Annotated in this window: 14 protein-coding genes and 1 pseudogene; 4 read left to right on the forward strand and 11 right to left on the reverse strand. The window is 58.3% G+C overall.

Going from position 1 to position 18202, the window contains the following annotated elements; translation table 11 throughout:
* Positions 1-15: 15 nt before the first annotated feature.
* Positions 16-1422 (forward strand): riboflavin kinase, encoded by a 1407-nt coding sequence (locus OZX67_RS02585; RefSeq protein ID WP_277143886.1) that lies wholly within the window; start codon positions 16-18, stop codon positions 1420-1422.
* 338 nt (positions 1423-1760) lie between these two features.
* Here OZX67_RS02585 and OZX67_RS02590 read toward each other — a convergent pair whose 3' ends face one another.
* From OZX67_RS02590 to radA, 9 genes are all read right to left on the reverse strand, one after another.
* Complete coding sequence (locus OZX67_RS02590) at positions 1761-2678, reverse strand: amino acid ABC transporter ATP-binding protein (RefSeq protein ID WP_277143888.1); 918 nt, start codon at positions 2676-2678, stop codon at positions 1761-1763.
* A complete protein-coding gene (locus tag OZX67_RS02595; RefSeq protein ID WP_277143890.1) occupies positions 2675-2839 on the reverse strand; it encodes a hypothetical protein in 165 nt (54 codons plus the stop codon). The genes OZX67_RS02590 and OZX67_RS02595 overlap by 4 nt, the downstream gene beginning before the upstream one ends.
* Positions 2836-3693 carry an amino acid ABC transporter permease gene (locus tag OZX67_RS02600; RefSeq protein WP_277143892.1) on the reverse strand — a complete coding sequence of 286 codons (858 nt, stop codon included), beginning with the start codon at positions 3691-3693 and terminating at the stop codon, positions 2836-2838. The genes OZX67_RS02595 and OZX67_RS02600 overlap by 4 nt, the downstream gene beginning before the upstream one ends.
* Positions 3694-3826: 133 nt before the next feature.
* On the reverse strand, positions 3827-4705 hold the full coding sequence (locus tag OZX67_RS02605; protein WP_277143894.1) for an ABC transporter substrate-binding protein: 879 nt from the start codon (positions 4703-4705) through the stop codon (positions 3827-3829).
* A 326-nt stretch (positions 4706-5031) separates the two neighbouring features.
* On the reverse strand, positions 5032-6468 hold the full coding sequence (locus tag OZX67_RS02610) for an amidohydrolase family protein (protein ID WP_277143897.1): 1437 nt from the start codon (positions 6466-6468) through the stop codon (positions 5032-5034).
* A gap of 269 nt (positions 6469-6737) precedes the next feature.
* Entirely contained in the window at positions 6738-8354 is a 1617-nt protein-coding gene (locus OZX67_RS02615) for an adenosylhomocysteinase (protein ID WP_277143899.1), read from the reverse strand.
* Positions 8355-8577: 223 nt separating this feature from the next.
* Positions 8578-11412 carry a BspA family leucine-rich repeat surface protein gene (locus tag OZX67_RS02620; protein WP_277143901.1) on the reverse strand — a complete coding sequence of 945 codons (2835 nt, stop codon included), beginning with the start codon at positions 11410-11412 and terminating at the stop codon, positions 8578-8580.
* A 317-nt stretch (positions 11413-11729) separates the two neighbouring features.
* Positions 11730-12473 carry a cupin domain-containing protein gene (locus tag OZX67_RS02625; RefSeq protein WP_277143903.1) on the reverse strand — a complete coding sequence of 248 codons (744 nt, stop codon included), beginning with the start codon at positions 12471-12473 and terminating at the stop codon, positions 11730-11732.
* Between the two features lie 73 nt (positions 12474-12546).
* Positions 12547-13971, reverse strand: coding sequence for a DNA repair protein RadA (gene radA / locus OZX67_RS02630; RefSeq protein ID WP_277144866.1), 1425 nt, complete (start codon positions 13969-13971; stop codon positions 12547-12549).
* Positions 13972-14266: 295 nt separating this feature from the next.
* On the opposite strand from radA, the gene OZX67_RS02635 reads away from it, so the two are divergent.
* From OZX67_RS02635 to tpx, 3 genes are all read left to right on the forward strand, one after another.
* Complete coding sequence (locus OZX67_RS02635; protein WP_277143905.1) at positions 14267-14887, forward strand: hypothetical protein; 621 nt, start codon at positions 14267-14269, stop codon at positions 14885-14887.
* A 162-nt stretch (positions 14888-15049) separates the two neighbouring features.
* On the forward strand, positions 15050-15139 hold the full coding sequence (locus OZX67_RS02640) for an AURKAIP1/COX24 domain-containing protein (protein ID WP_004268639.1): 90 nt from the start codon (positions 15050-15052) through the stop codon (positions 15137-15139).
* Positions 15140-15609: 470 nt separating this feature from the next.
* Positions 15610-16113 (forward strand): thiol peroxidase, encoded by a 504-nt coding sequence (gene tpx / locus OZX67_RS02645; protein ID WP_277143907.1) that lies wholly within the window; start codon positions 15610-15612, stop codon positions 16111-16113.
* 352 nt (positions 16114-16465) lie between these two features.
* Here the strand turns inward: tpx and rpiA are convergent, their stop codons facing one another.
* Positions 16466-17164, reverse strand: a complete 699-nt coding sequence (gene rpiA, locus OZX67_RS02650; protein WP_277143909.1) for a ribose-5-phosphate isomerase RpiA — start codon at positions 17162-17164, stop codon at positions 16466-16468.
* A 107-nt stretch (positions 17165-17271) separates the two neighbouring features.
* Positions 17272-17454, reverse strand: a pseudogene (locus OZX67_RS09620) (ribonuclease HI); the annotation flags it as partial.
* Positions 17455-18202: the final 748 nt, after the last annotated feature.

Genomic DNA, 18202 nt, shown 5'->3' on the forward strand with positions numbered 1-18202 from the left:
AGACAAAGGATTTTGATGAAGATCACCAGGTTGACACCCGACTCTAATGGATTGGTGGATTGGCCCATCTTGAGCTCGCACAAGCGCGCAGTGATGACGATTGGCGTGTTTGACGGCATGCACAAGGGGCATCAGGCAGTGGTTCGTCGCGTGGTGGAGCTCGCCAAGCAGACCGGTTCGCTGGCCGTGGTGATGATTCTCGACCCGCGGCCGGCGCTTGCGCATACCTACGCCAACGAACACGACGGCATGGATCTGCCGGCCGATTATGTGGATACTCAGGCGTTGAGTTCCGTCGAGCAGCGCGCGCGAATCATGCGCGAGCTCGGCGTCGACCGCGTGATTGTATTGCACTATACGATGGCGTTCGCGGCCAAATCGTTCCGTTTCTTCCTGGGCCAGATGGTCGGCAAGTTGGGCATGCGTACGCTCGTGCTGGGGCAGGACGCGGCGTTGGGTGCGAACCGCAAGGGTGATATCAAGGCCATTCAGGAGCTTTGCGAGGCCACGCGAGTTTTCGAGCTCGACGTGGTGAACGACCTCGGGCCGGGTTATACGTGGGTTCCTTCGCATTTCGAGCCGAAGATGCCGGAAGGCATCGGAGAGCCGCAAGACCCGCGAGAGGCCATGAACAAAGCCGAACTGCGCGCGTGGACCAAGAAGAACAACTGCCGCAAGGTGCGGGTCTGGAGTTCATCGAACGTACGTTACCTGCTTTCGCAGGGGTGCGTGAAGGCCGTCGCCGAGATTCTGGGTCGTGACCATGCCGTTGAAGGCGCGGTGGTGCATGGCGAGCAGCGCGGGCGCGAGATCGGCTTCCCGACTGCGAACCTTTCGCAGGTGGTCGAGGGCTATGTGCCGGTCGACGGTGTGTACGCCGGTTGGCTGGTCGATTTGGGGCCGATCGATGGCGCTAAGAGCAGCGGCAACAATATCGGCGACGCTGGTCATGGTAAAACCGGCAATGGTGTGAATGGCACTGAAAACAGTGGCAGCGCTGCAAATGGCGGTAATGCTGGCAATGCAGGCAACGGTACGAACAATATGGTCAATGGCGGTAGCGCTGGTGGCGGCAATGGCGGCAAACCTGCCGGGGAAAACCGTACTGCCAATGGTGTGGAAGCCGCCAATCTTGCGTCTCCATCAGATGAGATGCGCATGGCGCCGGGTTCGCCTTGGCGTTGGCCGGCAGCGATTTCCATCGGCACGAAGCCGACGTACAGCGACGAGACCGGCCTCAACGAGCGCGTAATCGAACCGTATTGCGTCACCAAGGATTGGCTGGAACTTTACGATCACAAGGTGCGCGTGGAATTCACCCAGTTCCTGCGTGGTCAGGTCAAGTTCGACGGCACCGACGAGCTCAAAGCCGCGTTGCAGGATTACGCCGAACAGACGCTGGAAATTACCGGTGCGCAGTGAGATTGGCCGGCATTTCGGCTGATAAGTGCTGAGCCGCGATAGTCGTGTTCAGGATCATCGACGAGACTGCGCGTCAAAATTGGCCTTGAGTCTTTAAACAAACAGCAGGAGATGATTCCGAATCATTCCGTCCCGGTTTTAAATGGCTTTGTGCCCGTGTGGAGGAAAACTTTTCAAGCTTATTACAGACATGCATTTTGTGCGGAATGACGCTTATACGAATAGCAAAAACGTCGTAACCATATCGCGGTTTTGAGCCGCGTCGTGATTACGGCGTTTTATTGTTATCGGTTGATTTGTGCTTCTGCATTCGTCCATGCAGGAGGAGAAGTAAGCGCTCACACCTCGCGGAAATGGCTGAAGAACTCGCGGGTGGCGGGGTTCTGCGATTCCTCCATGACCTCTTTGGGCGTGCCGTTTTCGGCGATGACGCCCTTCTGGAGCAGCACCACGCGGTCGGCGGCATGATGGGCGAATTCCATTTCGTGCGTGGCCATCAGGATGGTGGTGCCGCGTTCCTTGAGCTCGGTGACCATTTCCAGCACCTCGCCGACGAGCATCGGATCGAGCGCTGAGGTGATTTCGTCGAGCAGGAGCAGTTCAGGATCGGTCATCAGGGCACGGGCGATGGCGACGCGCTGCTGCTGGCCGCCGGAAAGCTGGTCGGGGTAGGCCTTGGCCTTGGCGTCCATGCCGATGCGCTTCAGGAGCTCGTGCGCCTTGGCCTCAGCCTTCTCCTTGGGCCAGTGGTGGACTTTGATGGCGCCCAGCGTCACGTTCTTGATGACGCTCATGTGCGGGAACAGGTTGAATTGCTGGAACACCACGCCGATGCGCGCGCGGGATTTGTCCGCATTGACGCGCGGGTCGGTGATGTCGGTGCCGTTCAACCAAATCTGCCCGTCATCGACGCGTTCGAGCAGGTTGATACACTTCATCAGCGTCGATTTGCCGGAACCGGAAGGGCCCAGAAGCGCCACGACCTCGTGCGGGTTGATGTCGAAGGAGATGCCTTTGAGCACCTGGTTTTCGACCTTGCCGTTGCGGTAGGTCTTCTTCACATTGTCAACATGAAGGACGGGTTTGACGATATCGGTGGTGTCGGCGGCAGCAGTGGTTGCGCTTGCGGCGACGGTGGCGGTCGGGGTTACAGCGGCGGCATTGGCATCATTGGCCGTATGCGTCCGCGACGGCGTCGTAGAGGATTGCGCGTTCCCTGACAACTGATTTTCCGCCTGTGTCTTGGTCTCGCTCATTGGTGCCTGGCTTTCAGAATTCGACGCTGAAACGGATTGACCGCGTTGGTTGCGTTGATTGGGTTGGTCGCGTTGATTGGGTTGGTCGCGTTGGTCGCATTGTCCGCGTAAGTCGCGTTGATCGGATTGATCATATTAGCTGTGAAAAAGCTGTTGCTCATACCACACCCATGCCCTGCTCACGGCCGCGAAGCCGCTTGGAATACCAGTCGTTCAGAAGAATGAAAGGCACGCTGGTGCAGATGAAAAGCACGCTGGCGACGACGTAAGGGGTGAAGTTATAGGTCTGTGCCACGCTGATTTGCGCCGCACGCACCGCGTCGACCGCGCCGAGCGTGGAGATCAGGCCCGCGTCCTTCTGCATGGAGATGAAGTCGTTCATCAGCGCCGGGGCGACGTTTCGCAGCGCCTGCGGAATGATGATCATACGGATGGTCTGGCCGCTGGTAAGCCCGAGCGAGCGAGCGGAGGCGCGTTGCGAGGGGTGTACGTCCTGGAAGCCGGCGCGCAGCACCTCGCCCACAAAGGCGGCGTAATCAAGGGTGATGGCGATGGTGCCGAGCACGGCGGCGGGAATGCGCCCGAAAATGTTGAGGCCGGGGATGCCGAAGCCGATCAGATAGAGCAGCACGATCATCGGGATGCCGCGCATGAACGTCGTATATAGCGTCGCCAGCGCACGCAGCGGGAAGAGCAGCGGGGACGTGCTGATGCGGATCATGGCCAGCAGCGTGCCCAAAATCGCCACGCCGATGGTGGCGAAGAACAGCACTTCAAGGTTGAGCCAGAGGCCCTGCAAAACCGCAGGGAAGGATTGGGCGAAGTATTTGCCCGAGAAGAACGATTGGCGCACATTCGGCCAGCCGGGGGAGACCTTGAGTCCGATGACGATAAGCGCGGCAAGTACCAGGGTGCTCACGATGCTGATGCCGACGGAACGGAGGTTCTGGCGGCGTATGTAGCCTTGGCGTTCGAGCTCGACGGCGCTGATGTTCTGTGTTGCAGTCTGCGGCATTGATGACCAATCTTCTAAAAGAAATCGACGGTCTGACATGTCGATTATAGAGTGACCCTTTAACCGGCTGTGGCATTGTCGTCTTGCCGGTTAAAGGGTCACGTAAAAAGCGAATCGCTAAGGTTTCCGGCGCTTATTTCTCGAGCATCGGGATGTCGGTGGTGTATTCCTTGAGCCACTCGTGCTGCAGCTTGGTGATGGTGCCGTCCTTCTGCAGGGCGTTGACGGCCTTGGTGACCGCCGGCGTGAGCTTCGAACCCTTCGGCAGGACGATGCCCATGCCGTCCTTGTCTTCGGAACCGGGGATCTGGCCGATCACCTTGGCGTTCTTGACCTGCCCGCTCTGCACCATGTAGACGGCGTCGGGGGTGTCGACCACGAGCGCATCGATCTGGTTGGAGTCCAACGCCTGGGCCAGCGCCGCGTTGTCGTTGAAGGTCTTGACGTCCTTCTTGATCTTGGAGATGGTGAAGTCATAGCTGGTGGTGCCCACCATGGAGCCGATGGTGCCCTTTTTGAGCTCGGAAAGGGACTTGGTGTTGGCGTATTTGCCGTTTTTGAGGACGACGACGGACTGCGTCTCGTTGTAATAGCTGGGGGAGAAATCGACGGCGTTCTTGCGTTCCGGGGTGATGGAGAACTGCTGGATGTTCATGTCCCAGTCCTTCTGCGCGCCCGGCGCGACGGCCTGGTCGAAAGTGGTGCGCGTCCACTTGACCTGCGACTTCTTGAAGCCCATCTTTTCGGCCACCGCGTAGGAGACCGCGGCCTCGTAGCCCTTGCCGGTCTCGGGCTTGTCGCCGATGACCCACGGTTCGTAGGTGGGCTGGCCGGTGCCGATGGTGAGCGTTCCCGGCATCATGGTCTGTTGGGTGACGTCGTTGGAATTGGCGGAGCTTGCGGTATTGCCGGATTTGCCGGAACCGCAGCCTGCGGCGCCTATGGCCAGTGCGGCGGCGCTCAGCGTGGCGGCGAGAACACGGACAGCGCGTTTGAAAAATGGCGATGACATGATTGTTGACCTCTTGCTTCTGGTGGAATCTGAATACGATATAAACCGTACCGGCAAGTGCGAATGTCGTTCTTGCGGCAGGTCTGACGTTTGCATCTTAGCATTGATCGTCGTTTCCAAATAGGCAGAAACACGTTTGGGATGATTAGGATAATTGATAACGGGTTATCCGATATCCAAAAAGCGAGGCCCGGGGCTTAGGCGTGACGATTGCGTAGGATCTGTGACGATTGCGTACGGTAACCGGGCAAATCAGAAGGCATTGACGTTGTACGCAAGTCTGCCAGATTTAGGGAATATCGTCGTTATAGACGAGATTGCCGGATTTAGAAAACGCCGTCGTTATACGCGAGTCTGCCGGAAACCACCGTGGCGCGGTTGTGGCCGGAGCCGTGGCGCACCAGCTCGTCCAGCGTGTGCTCGATTTCGCGCGGGGTATGGGTTTCGGCAGGCATGTCAATGAAGGCGAGGTCGGCCAGCGCGCCGGCGTTGATCTGCCCGATGCGCTGGGCTCCGACGTGCATGCCCATCGATTCCGCGCCCCCCAGCGTCATCATGCGGATGATGCGGTGGCTCAGATCGTCCTTGGCGTAATCCTGCTCACGGGCGATGGCATAAACCATCGCGGCCTCGTCAAAAAGGTCGAGGCTGGGGGAGCTGGAAAGCGAGTCGGTGCCGATCGAAAGGATGTTGCCTTCGTCCATATAGCGACGCACGGGCGCGGCCTTGCCGGTGTGCGTGATCTCGTTGGAGCGCGGGCACAGGGCCACAGCAACACCTCGCTGGCGCAGGATGCGCCGGTCCTCCCGGTTGGCCCAGACCCCATGGGCGATATGCACGTCGGGGCCGAGCGAGCCCAGGCTGTCGACGAATTGGATGGCGGAAGCGCCTTTGCCGTGTCGTTTGAGCTCAAGATAGTTGGCCCAGCGCTCGTCGCTCCAGTCCTTGGCCGTGTAGGTGGTGAGGATCGCCGGATGCGAGCCGGCTTCCAGCGGGGTTTCGGCCAGATGAATGTGCAGGCGCATGTTGAGGCGGCGGGCGATGTCCGGCAGGTCGATGAACGGCTCGGAATCAAGGGTGTAGGGCGCGTGCGGGCTGATGCCGATATTCGGCAGGTTGAGCGTTTCGAGCTGGGTGAGGTTTTCCCTGAGCGCTTGCTTGCCGTGATCCTCCCAGTCCTTGTTGTGCCAGTTCATCACCTCCCAGTAGGCGATGCCGTGCAGGCCCTGCGAGGCCAACGCCCCCGCTGCCTCCATATCGGTGACGATGTCGGCCGCCGCCGTGGTGCCGCTTTGAACCAGCTGGCGTGCCCCGTCGAACGCCCATTGCCGCCAAGGCTTGGTCTCTTCGGCTGTCGCGTAGACCTTGTCGAACGCCAGTTCCCAACCATGGAAATCTTTGTAATGGCCCTGGCCGACGCTTGCCATACCAGTGTATTGCAAATGAGTGTGTGCGTTGACCAGCCCTGGCATCAGCACCCCTTCGAAGTGCCGCTCAACCACCTTGGCCGCGTCGATGCCCTCTTCCCTGAGTTCGCCGAGCACCCAGCGCCGCGTTCCGACGTGCAGCACGCGTTCGCCGCGTATGGCCACCGCGCCGCCCGGGATGACAGGTGCGGTGACGGGAATCACGAGTTTCGCCGAGTACAGGTAAACGGTCTTCTCGTCGGCTGTGGCGTCGGGATTATCTGAATTGTCGGTATGGGTACTGTGTTTCAAAGCGTCTTGCGGGGTGTTGCCGGTTTGGTTGGGAAGGGAATTCATAAGGACGCTTTCATTGTTCGCGGCTGATGGCGATTGTGTTATAGAAGATTATGGCGCAATGGCAGGATTGCAGCTATTTCGCCGGCAGTAAAGCCGGAAATTCGGTTGGGATTATGTTGAATCTCTCTCAATGATTGGTTTTCTGCATGTTGCTTCTCTTATGCCGAAACCGTTCGTTGTTGGTCCCTCAGTGACTGCTTTTCGGCATGAATTGTAAGTTGCGCAGAAAAACAGTCACTGAAGATTATGGAGATCAGTTGCTGTTGGCGTCAGTCCTGCATCGCGTCGAAACGGGTGGTCTTCCAGCTGTAGCCGTTGTCGGCGACCGCGTGGCTGGCGTGATAGCCGCGCACTTGCAAGGCGATATCGGCGATTTCGCGGTCTGTGGCGGCATCGAGGCGAATAATTCTATTCGGCAGATTTCCTTGGTTTCGGATGAGGTGGGCGACCGCGCTCACCTGGACGGCGAAGCTCAAATCCATGATTTCGATGGGATTGCCGCCCCCGGTCGTGTAGTTGACGCCGTCGCCTTGCGCGAGCAGCGTGAGTTCCGGCCCGTCGGGGACACGGATGGTGGTGACATCGCGCCCGGGCTGGCGGTGGAACGAGGGGATATCGTCCAGCGCGATTTCGTCGGCGATGCCGCCGATGACCGCGAGCACGGCGTTCGGCTTCATCAAGTGCAGATGTTCGAGCGCAAGCGTGTGCCGCACGCCCGTGGCGGAGACGGCCATGTCGGTTTCGGGCAGGGCCTCATCGATATCAGCGGTGGGGAAGCCCTCGAACACTGCCTTGAGACAGGCGACAGGATCGATGTCGCAGACGGTGACGTGAGCGCCGAGCGTCCGTACGCGCAGGGCGAAGCCGCGCCCGACCGGCCCGTAGCCGATGACGGTGACGTTCCTGCCCGCGAACCATTGCGCGCCAAGGAGTTCCTGAATGGTGGTCACGCAGGTCTCGCCGGTGCCGTGGGCGTTGTCGAAGTCGGTTTTGAGTTTGCTGTCGTTGACGGCGACGACGGGATAGGGCAGCGCGTCGTCATCCTGCATGGCCTGGAATGCGCGGACGCCGCTGGTGGTCTCCTCGGCCACGCCGATGAGGTTTTTGACGATTTCGGGGCGCTCGCGGGCGGCGAGACGGGCGAAGCTGGCGCCGTCGTCGATGATGATGTTCGGGTTGAGCGTGTCCAGAAGCCGCAGCGCCCCGTCGTGGTATTGCGAGGAGGTCCAGTCGTTTTTGGCCTCCACCTCGATGTCTTCGGCGCGCAATTGCTCGGCCACGCGCCCGTCCACCCCGCCGGGTTCGCAGCACACGCCGACCTGCGCTCCCGCCGCCTTGAGCTCGCGCAGCAGCACGGCGGTTTTGGGTTCGAGAATGAGGCAGGTGGCGATGCGGACGCCGCGGAAGTCGACGGGTTCTGTAAGCCTTTTCATCAGCTCACGGGTGACGGGCATGTGCGCTTGCGCGTAGTCCATCGCCTCAAGCCCGCTGGCCTTGCGTATGTCGGGAATCGTTGGAGTTCCGGCGTTTTGAGGGTTGCCGTCTTGCTTGTCAGCGTTGTCGAATTCAGGAACGTACCGGTAAGCGAATGGCTTGCCTTTTGCGGAGGCGTCAACATTCTGTGGGTTTGAATCCGTATTAGGACGTTGTGAAGGTGCCGCTGAATCTCTCTGTACATCTTCAGAAGTAGCCGCCACCGAATCCGATTCGATGACGTTCATTCCCCAGATTTCGGCTTGATTGCTGAGCAGAGCGTTGTCCTCGGCATCGTCGCCCTTCGCCTTAGAAACCAGTAGACTCGCACCGGCCAGCGATTGGTTGGTGTGTTGCGAAAACGTCCGTGCCCACGAAGCGAAATTGCTTGAATCATCGCGTTGATCGGTCATGGTACTCCTTGGTTTTGCGGGCTTGCAGGCTGTATCAGCAGTTTATGCACCATCGGTGACGTTCAAAGGTTGAAGCTCTGAGGGTTTCAGCGATACAAAATGACTGAGCGGCTGTAAAGACGATTTCCGTGTCGGCGTTGCAAATGGGTACGAAAAGAGGGGCTCCGCTGATGATGACGAAGTCCCTCTATTCACCGGCCGCTTTAGCCGAGTGGAATATTATTTATTCCACTTTGTCAGCGTGCTTTTTAACGGCACGGTCGAAGACAAGAGCGATGCCTGCCGTAAACAATGCCGCCATTACTATGGCCGTCACGTTCGTTCCGGTGGCTACGAGCTGCTTGGGCTTGGTGGTTTTGCCTGCGGCGTTGGCGCCGTTGCCGGTTGTCTGGCTGCCTTGGCCGTTCTGCTGGCCGCCGGTACCGGTGTTTCCAGTTGGATTGCCGGTGTTACCGGAAGGTTTGCCGGGCTGTTGCGGCGAGCCGGGTGTGCCGGGGCGTTGCGGTGTTCCGGGATGGCCGGGTTGTCCTGGTTGGCCGGGCTGTTCGGGCTGGCCGGGCTGTTCGGGTGTTCCGGGGTGACCGGGGTGCTCAGGTTGGCCGGGTTGTTCGGGTGTTCCGGGATGACCGGGCTGTCCGGGTGTACCGGGGCTCGGTGCTTGTTCGGCCTCACCGAGCTTGAGGAGGCTGCTGGGTGCGCTGGTGTTGCCCGTGGTGTCCTGCGCGGTGACCGTGACCTGATCGCCCTTCACGACGCCTTGCGGCCACTCGGCGCTGAAGGTACCGTCGGTGTTGCTGGCGGCGGTGGAGGTAAGGGGCGCGCCGCCACGGCTTAACGTGCCCGGGTTGGTGAGCGGCTGTCCCTTGCCGTCGAACCAGACGAGCGTCAGGGTAGCATTGGCCTCGCCGGTGCGGTTGGGCTGGGCGTCGGTGGATGCGGAGGAGAGCACCTTGCCGGTCACCGTCCCCTTCGCGCTTCCGGCGGGCGCCGTGAACGCGACTTCAGTGACAGTGGGCACCACCATATCTACGTGGATGGTCTTGTAGGAGTATAGGGAGTCGCCGGTGCTGTTGTGCAGGTTGGCGCGGATGACATAGTCGTTACCGGTGCCGATGGTGTCGGGGGCGGTGAAGTCGGTGGCATGGAACATGGCTGTCCAGGTGTGTGCGCCAGAGTCGATTGTTGCGGCGGTCGTCACGCCGTCAGATGGATCGGTGCTGGAGCTGCCGCCGGGCAACAAGCTCACGGCCACGCTGTCGGCCGGGGTATCGGCGGGTAATGTTCCAGCCACGGTCACTGTGCCGTCCCCGTGGACGTCGGTGGCGTTGATGGAGGCAGTGCTCGTTTCGGGCGCGGGTATGGCCTTCCAGACTGCGTAGAGTTTAACCATAGTACTGCCGTTACTGCTGTATGTGGGCAGGGTGGCTCCTTCGGCGTAGGTGGATTCGGTAGCTGTAGGGTTGATGGACCAGCCGAGGAGTGCGCGTCCGGGGCGGCGCATGTGGTATTGTCCTGGGGCTGCCGGCGTGTCGGTCGGGGTCAGTGGGATGGGCACGCCGCCCGAGGTCGAGCCGTTGCCTTCGAATACGTACGCGAGATGGTAGGTGCTGTACCACATCGACTGCGTGCGGGAGCCGAACGGAGTGCTATCCGCAGATGGGGTCCCCGTCCACGTAGTGCCGTTGTTCTCACTCAGCCAGGTCCCCGATGGTCCTTTATGGCTGATGAGGCTCGTGTCTTCCCCAAGACGAATGAACCGCAGAGCGGAAGTGTTGTCGAACATGTAGTTCATGTTGGTGACGTTGTGGGTGTTGAAACCGCTGACGTCCAGACTGATGAGATTGCTTAGGCCTTCGAACATCTGACTCATGTTGGTGACGTTATGGGTGTCGAAGTAGCTGAGGTCCAAGCTGGTGAGTCCGGTCGAATAGTCGAACATGGCGCTCATGTCGGTGACGTTGTGGGTGTCGAAGCTGCTCAGATCCAGGCTGGCGATATTGTCTAGGCCGAAGAACATGTTGTTCATGTTTTCGACCTTGCTGGTGTCGAGGTTGCTGAGGTCCAGGCTGGTGAGACGTTGCAGGCTGTTGAACATGCCGCTCATGTCGGTGACGTTGCTGGTGTCGAAGTTGCTGATGTTTAAGCTGGTGAGATTGAACAGGCCTCCGAACATGTAACTCATGTTGGTGACGCTGCTGGTGTTGAAGCTCCCAATGTTCAGGTTTTCGAGACCGTACATAGAGGCGAACATGTAACTCATGTCGGTGACGTTATGCGTGTCGAGGCTGCTGAGGTCGAGGCTGGTAATACTGCTCATGAAGGCGAACATGTGTTCCATGTTGGTGGTATCGCTGGTGTCGAGCAGTGATAGATTGTCGATTGCGGTGACGTTGTTAAGGCTGGAGAACAGATACTTGGAATTCGTCGCTGCGTGGACGGCCGAGTCGATTTTCACCTTCTTGATGTTGCTTGCATGGTCAATCCATGGGAGGGCGTAAAACGGCATCTGGACTGCTTCTCCGAGGGTTGCTGGCTGGGAGGTGTCGACGGCACCCAGATGTAGTATGCAGTCCGAATCGATTTGCCAGTAGGCGTTGGTGCCCCAGGGTGTCTTATTAATGTCGGTGCAGGTGTCTTGCGTTCCGACCGATGGGCTGGCTCTTCGTTTCAGAGCGGGATTGGACGAGCCGAGCGTTGCGGCTTTCGGCGTTATGCGTTTGTTGAGTGTGGGTGATGAAGGCGCTGTGGGTTTGGTTGCGGCTGGATCCTTCGAAGAATGATTCCTGCCCGTTGGGGCGTTGGTGCGGCCCTTGACGTTTTGTTGGTCGGCGTCATCGGTTTTGGCCGTGTTGCTGGTGTTGTTCTTCGCGGTGTCGGTCCTGTCGCCGGTCTTACTGGAAGCGTCCTGCTGTTTGTCTGCCGCCTTGACCACTGCCGACGGCGTCATGCCGCCGATCGGTACGGCGGCGCTGGCGATCTGCGGGGCCAGGATGGTGGCGGCTGCGGCGAACAGCGCGACCGAGATGCGTGCGATGGTGTACTTGTGTTGCTTCCCCATTGTCTTGTTCCCTTCTGCTCTTCTGGAGCAAGCGTATGGCCACGAAGACGGTCGGTGTCTGCGCGGCGCTATCGCTATGAATTACAAGTATAGTCAGCATGGCTGAATTAATAGACATATAATATCGAAATGTGTCAATACTTGAGGGGCTAATGGGCAACGGTCGATTGCTTTTATTGGCAAGTACTTTGCTTTGAATCGTTCTGAATGCTCTTCTTTGAGACAACGATTCCGTGATTTTTAATACCGATAGCGGCAAAGCGCACGTCCATTCCGTGTTCTTTGCCGCTACCGTTTACTGTTTCTAAATGTTCTTCTTATTCGAGCGTAAAGCCGTCGAAGGTGAAGCCGGGGCTCACCACGCACGAGACCAGCGCGTCGCCTTTGCCGGGCACGGTGCGCTGCCAGCAGCCTTCGGGAATGACCACTTGGCCGATCGGCGTTGCTGCGGAAGCGATTGAGGGATCAGCTGCTGCGTTCAAAGTTGCTGTAGAACCGCTTGTTGTGCCCGAGACGGTTTCAATTTCGTTGCCTTTGGTTTCTGGTGAATGTGCTGTAGATGTTGTGACATCGCTTGTCGAATAGGTAGAGGTGAGGCCTTGCCCGAGCGTATAGAGCGTGCGTCCGGATTCGTCGGCCGGAGCGTCGCCGTACCCGCCCAACTCGAGGCCGACGGTGGCCGGCCCGTGCCAAAGCCAGATTTCCGTGGCGTCCACCTTGTGCCAGGCGCTTGCGTCGCCCTCCGCGAGCAGGAAGTAAATCAGTGAGGCCAGCGGTCGGCCTTCCGTCGCCTTCATTGATTCCAGGTCGTCGGCTGTTGCCGCGTATGTGTTATCGGAATGTGATACGTCGGTATCACTGGAATCTGCCGACGCTGCCTTAGTGCCAATGCCGCGTTGCGCGTCCCCACGTTCCGCTGCCTGCTTTGTCGCTGTACCCGCCGCAGCCTGCAGACTCAGCCATGTCTGCCGGTACCATCCGCCTTCCGGATGCGCCTCAAGGTCCAGCGCCTTGACCACATGCTGCGCGTACTCGCTCATATCCTCAAATGCAACGCTCATTATTACTCCTTATTTATATTTGGTTCAAGTGAAAGACTGTTAGGGTCTCACTTATGTGGCTGAATTCGATTCGTTATCTTCCTTTGGAAACGCCCAACGCATCGAGGGCGTTGCGCAGGGACGAGACCTCTACGATTTCCAAGCCCTTGACGGCCTTGATACCGCGACGGCCGCGATGAGTGGGGACCACGGCTCGGGTGAAGCCGAGGCGTGCGGCCTCGTTGAGTCGATGGGAAAGTTGGGGGACAGGGCGCACCTGACCGGTCAGGGAAATCTCGCCCATGGCGCAGGTGGTGCGGGCGATGGGTTTGCTGGTGGCGGCGCTCGCCAATGCGGCGACAATGGCGAGATCGCAGGCCGGTTCCTTGGCCAGTCCGCCGGCAATGGTTGAAACGTAAAGGTCGTTGGCCAAAAGGTTCACGCGGCCGTGGCGATACAAAACCGCCGAAAGCATGGCGAGCCTGTTGGAATCGATGCCATTAGTATTACGTCTTGGTGTCGGCAGAACGGATTTCGTAACGAGCGCCTGCACTTCGATCGGCAGACTGCGGTGGCCGTCGAGTGTGAACGTGACACAGGTGCCTTCGACCGGCGCGTCTTCTGTCGAAAGGAACAGGCCGGACGGGTCGCTGACCTCTTCGATACCGTCGCCGCTCATGTCGAAGCAACCCACCTCGTCGGTCGGCCCGAAGCGGTTCTTGGCCGCGTGCAGCAGACGCAACGCGGTCTGCGAATCGCCCTCGAACTGGCAGACCACATCCACCAGATGCTCGAGCGTGCGGGGGCCGGCGATGGAGCCGTCCTTGGTGACATGGCCTACCAGCATCACCGGAATATCAAGCGTTTTGGCGGTGTCGATCAGCGCGCTGGCGACTTCGCGTACCTGCGTGGAACCGCCGGAGATGCCATCGACGTCTTGCGAGACGATGGTCTGCGCGGAATCGACGATTGCGAGGCTCGGCTTCTCCTGCTCGATCAGGCCGAGCACGGTGGCGAGGTCGGTGGTGGCGGCCAGCAGCAGGTTGCCTTCCATGGCATTGATACGTGAGGCTCGCATACGCACCTGCGCCTGTGATTCCTCGCCGGATATATAAAGGACTGATTTTTTGGGATGATTTCGTGCCACATTTCCCGCGGTTTCAAGCAACAGTGTCGACTTGCCGATTCCCGGTTCGCCGGCGACCAACACGACCGAACCCGGCACAATGCCGCCGCCCAGCACGCGGTCGAACTCGTCGAAGCCGGTAGGAATCCTCTTGACACTGTCGGTCGAGATTTCCGTGATCGGCTTGGCTGCGGCGCTGCCCGTCATGACGGCGGAACTGGCCTTCGTGCGCGAGGTGCGTCCTGGCGCGGCGGTGCGCGACGCGGCGGCAGGCCGGGCCTCGTGGAATTCCTCGATGGTGCCCCACGCACCGCATTCGGGGCAGCGCCCGTACCATTTCACGCCGTTCCAGCCGCACTCCGAGCAGACGTACTGTGTCGCATTCTTTGCCATGATGCCGACGCTAGCCAATTTCGCCGACAAGAGCAAGTCCTTTCAAGATTGAGACTCACACTAACCCATGGTTACCAAATGAAACCGTACGAATTCCGACCGTATCTTTTGGTAACCATGGGTTAGTGTGAGCCTATAATTTCCATTTGCCAAGCTGGGGATTGTAAATCCATTTTTCGTGGAGATGACCGGCGGAATAATCATCTTGCCAAGTGCCAAATCGTAGTAATCCAAGCGCGATGCAACGACCCGTCCGATAACGCCAGCGTCAGCACGATGTGAAATAATTGCGGTTATGTCGACTCAACAAAGGTATTCTTCTTCCCATGGCAAATTGATTGCGGTCGTGGTCGCGGCTGCGGTGGTAATCGTGCTTGCCTTGCTTTCAGCGTTTGTCTGGCCGGGCTGGGCGATGAACAAGTCGGCCAGTGAAGAGCAGAAACAGCAGCAGACGACGTCCGCCAAGCCGCAACCCACCACGCCGAGCATCAAGGCCAAGGAATTGCCGCAGGATGCCACTCCGTTGCTGAAGGCGATGCCCGATAGCGTTCTCAACTTTGCGCGTACGGAATCCGCTCCAAGCGCCAACTGGACTTCCGCTTCGCCGCTGGAGGAGTACACCCTCACTTATTCGACAGGGAACATGGCCAAAGACATCACCCTTGTGGTGGCGCAATGGTCTGGCAACGACACGGCGAAAACCCAGTACGACACGCTGACCGGTGCGCTCAAAGGCACCGATGTGGCCAGCGGCGATGTCAAGGTTTCCGGCAATGCCACTGGCAAATACGTGGTCAAGACTAGTGACGACAAGAGCAAGACGGCCACGGCGATTTGGCAGAATGATACCGTCGTCTTCCAAGCCACAGGTCCCAAGGATTCGATTCAGCGGTTCTATTCGAAATTCCCGCTTTAGACCGAAATCCCGCGTAACAAGCGTCTCGAATAGTCCAAGTTAATCTGTTTTTGTACGATTTGCGTTTGGTCGCCAAAAATTAGTGACATGGCGTTTTAAGTCGGCAAGAGCGAGTAAGATAAGTCAAGTTGCAAACTTACAGTCAAGGATTGGAGGCTTCAGATGGGTTCTGTCATCAAGAAGCGCCGCAAGCGGATGAGCAAGAAGAAGCACCGCAAACTGCTGCGTAAGACTCGTCATCAGCGCAAGTAGTATCAAGCTTTTTTACGAAGGTCCGGGGTCGTTTGGCTCCGGACCTTTTGTTTTTTATCACCATCCCGTCTTCAGGAAGCTGCGAAATGGTGATCTTATGGGGTGAACTCCAACGTCGTATTTCCAATTCAATGTTGCGTTTGCGACGCTGGTAGCGTGACTGGTGTCGTGAACGCAACTTGTTGTTGCGGATGCGACTGTAGGAGTGTGACTGGTGTCGCAAACGCAAGTTGTTATTGCGGATGCGACGGTAGCGGTGTGGTTTGCGTCGCGTTTACGATCGAATGTTGCGTTTGTGTCGCATACTGTCGCTTGAGCGTCACAAATCCAATCACAAGATGCGGTTTGGGGCACATCGCCGGTAGTAGACGTTTCGAAGTGGAAGTCTGATATGTGGCAAAGCGCGTGATGTTGCTATCACGTAGCGTAAAACACTGGCATATTGGCCTGTTTCGTGAAACCATGAAGACATGGCACAAATAACTTTGGGTGGTGCGCCCACTCGCACCGTAGGAAATCTCCCCGCCGTCGGCTCCAAGGCCCCGGCTTTCTCCATCGCCGATGGCGATCTCAACGATTTCGGCCTCGACAAGTTCGCCGGTCGCAAAGTCATTCTGAACATCTTCCCGTCGCTTGACACGGACGTCTGCTCGATGTCGGTGCGCAAGTTCAACAAGATGGCCGAAGATCTCGATGACGTCACTGTCGTCTGCATCTCCAAGGATCTGCCGTTCGCGCAGGCCCGATTCTGCGGCGCCGAAGGTATCAAGAACGTCGTCACCGGTTCCGCCTTCCGTTCCTCGTTCGGCGAGGACTACGGCGTGACCATTGCCGACGGTGGTATGCGCGGCTTGCTTTCACGTGCGGTCGTCGTGGTTGATGCCGACGGCAACGTCGCATATACGCAACAGGTTCCCGAGATTCACGACGAGCCCGACTACGATGCCGCTCGCAAGGCGGTCGAAGCGTTGTAATAAGCGAAATGGCCGGTTGCTCCAGCATTTAGGAGCTCAAATTGGCACGCAGGAGATTTACGACGCTGGGAAACCAATAAGCGTCGTAAATCTCCTGTTTTCGTTTGTTGAGGTGTGGTTTGCGACACTGGGTGTTTCCATGCATCGCGTGTCTCACATATTTGTTATCGGATGATGTCGATTCAGTCTCACAGACGAAAATAGAAGACCGGCACGCATTGCAGATTAAGCAGTTGCGTGCCGGTTCTTATTTGCTAACTGAAATCGGTCGGAATCAGCTAAAATCAACTAGAATCAGCCGGAATTTGCCGGAATCAGCCGGAATCGGATTCCAGCTTCGGCTGCCCTCGAATCAGTTCTCCGAAACGGTCAAGATACGCGGGCCGTTCGGGTTGCCGACGATGACCTTGTCCACGCGGTTGAGGAAGAGGCCGTGCTCCACCACGCCGACCGTGTTGATGAGGTCTTCGGCGAGATCCTGCGGATGGTCGATGCGCTCGAGGTGCAGGTCGACGACGTAATTGTTCTCGTCGGTGCGTACGTCGGTGCCGTCGGCGTTCTTGCGCAGGGTCGGCTTGTAGCCCTTGGCTTCGAATTTCTTGATGACATGGCCCGCGCCGAAGGGGATGACCTCGACGGGAAGCGGGAACTTGCCGATGGTGTCGACCACCTTGGATTCGTCGACGATCCAGATGTTGTAGTTGGAGTTCTCGTTGACGATCTTCTCCCAGAGCAGGGCCGCGCCGCCGCCCTTGATGCCGTTGAAGTTCTTGTCCACTTCGTCTGCGCCGTCGATGGTCAGGTCGATGTGGTCCACATCGTCGATGTCGACGATCTTGATGCCGTAACCTTCGGCCTGCTTGGCGGTGCGCCGGGAGGTCGTCACGCCAGTGAACTTGAGGCCTTCCTCCTGCGTGCGGCGGCCGAGCTCGTCGACCAGGAAGCGCACGGTCGAACCGGTGCCGAGGCCCGCGATCATGCCGTCCTTGATGAACTTGGCACCTTCGATGCCGGCCGCCTTTTTCAGTGCGTCTTGTTCATTCTTATCCATTCGTACTCCTTTAAAGGTCTTAGCCCTGTCATGTAGTGACGAGCGTCATTTTCCATAGTATCGGTGTTCCAATACTTTTGTTGTTGTTCGGATTTTGTTCGTTTCTCTCACTTGCCAGCGTTGTTAGCGATAAGGAACGGGGCATTACTCAGCACAATCGTGCCGTCTCCGGCCACATAACCATCGACGGCAATGACCCCGCGGATGTGGCGAGGCATGCCGTTATAGGTGGGGCTGGTCTGCGGTGCGGGGAAGAAGCGTATGGGTCCGCTCACGCTCAGTCCGCTGGGCAGATACTCCGGTTCCGGATTTGCTTGCGCTCTTCCGTTCTGCATGGGCTCGGGCTTCTTCGGAATCTCGGGAGCTTTTAGGGCTATCGTGGCCGTTGCACCGTCATTCGACTGTTTCGTTTTGGACGATTCCGTAGATTCGACAGGCTTGGCGGATTCGTCATCTGTTACCTTGTTTTCGGTGTCGTCATTGTCGGAGCCGTCAGCAGCGTTGGCATCGTTGCTGCTCTTGTTGTTAGGCGTTGTGCCTGCTTCATCCGTTTCATTGCTGTCCGTCCCACCTTCAGAAGAGGTATTGCCTGCTGGCTGCTGGGTTTTTGAAGTGGACGTTGCGGCTGGATGCCCAGGCTGGGTTTGGGCAGTTGTTTTTGCGGCGGGCAATTCAGTTTCGGCGGCGACGGTATGGTTTCTGTTGGCAGGAATGGTGATATCATCACCGACCTGTGACGCACTGAAATCGGGATGTGAGCGCACAGTGTGGCCATTGGTGTGAGATCCGCTTGCATCGCTGTTTTCGCGATGGTTGTTATTCTCATCCGTTGTCTTGTCGTTTTCGGCCGCCCCACGATGCTCTACTGTCGGCTTGTGGTGGTTGAAATCATAATCGGGTACTCCTTCGGGTTCGGTGAGCCGTTCGGAAAGCGTAGTTTTGCCGGCATTTTGGCTGCCGGCGGGGCTGTTTTCGTTTCCGCTCGCGATTTGATTTTCGTCGGTATCGTCGCTATTTTCGGTATTTTGACCGGAGTTC

The organism is Bifidobacterium sp. ESL0728 (assembly GCF_029392015.1).
Lineage (GTDB): Bacteria > Actinomycetota > Actinomycetes > Actinomycetales > Bifidobacteriaceae > Bifidobacterium.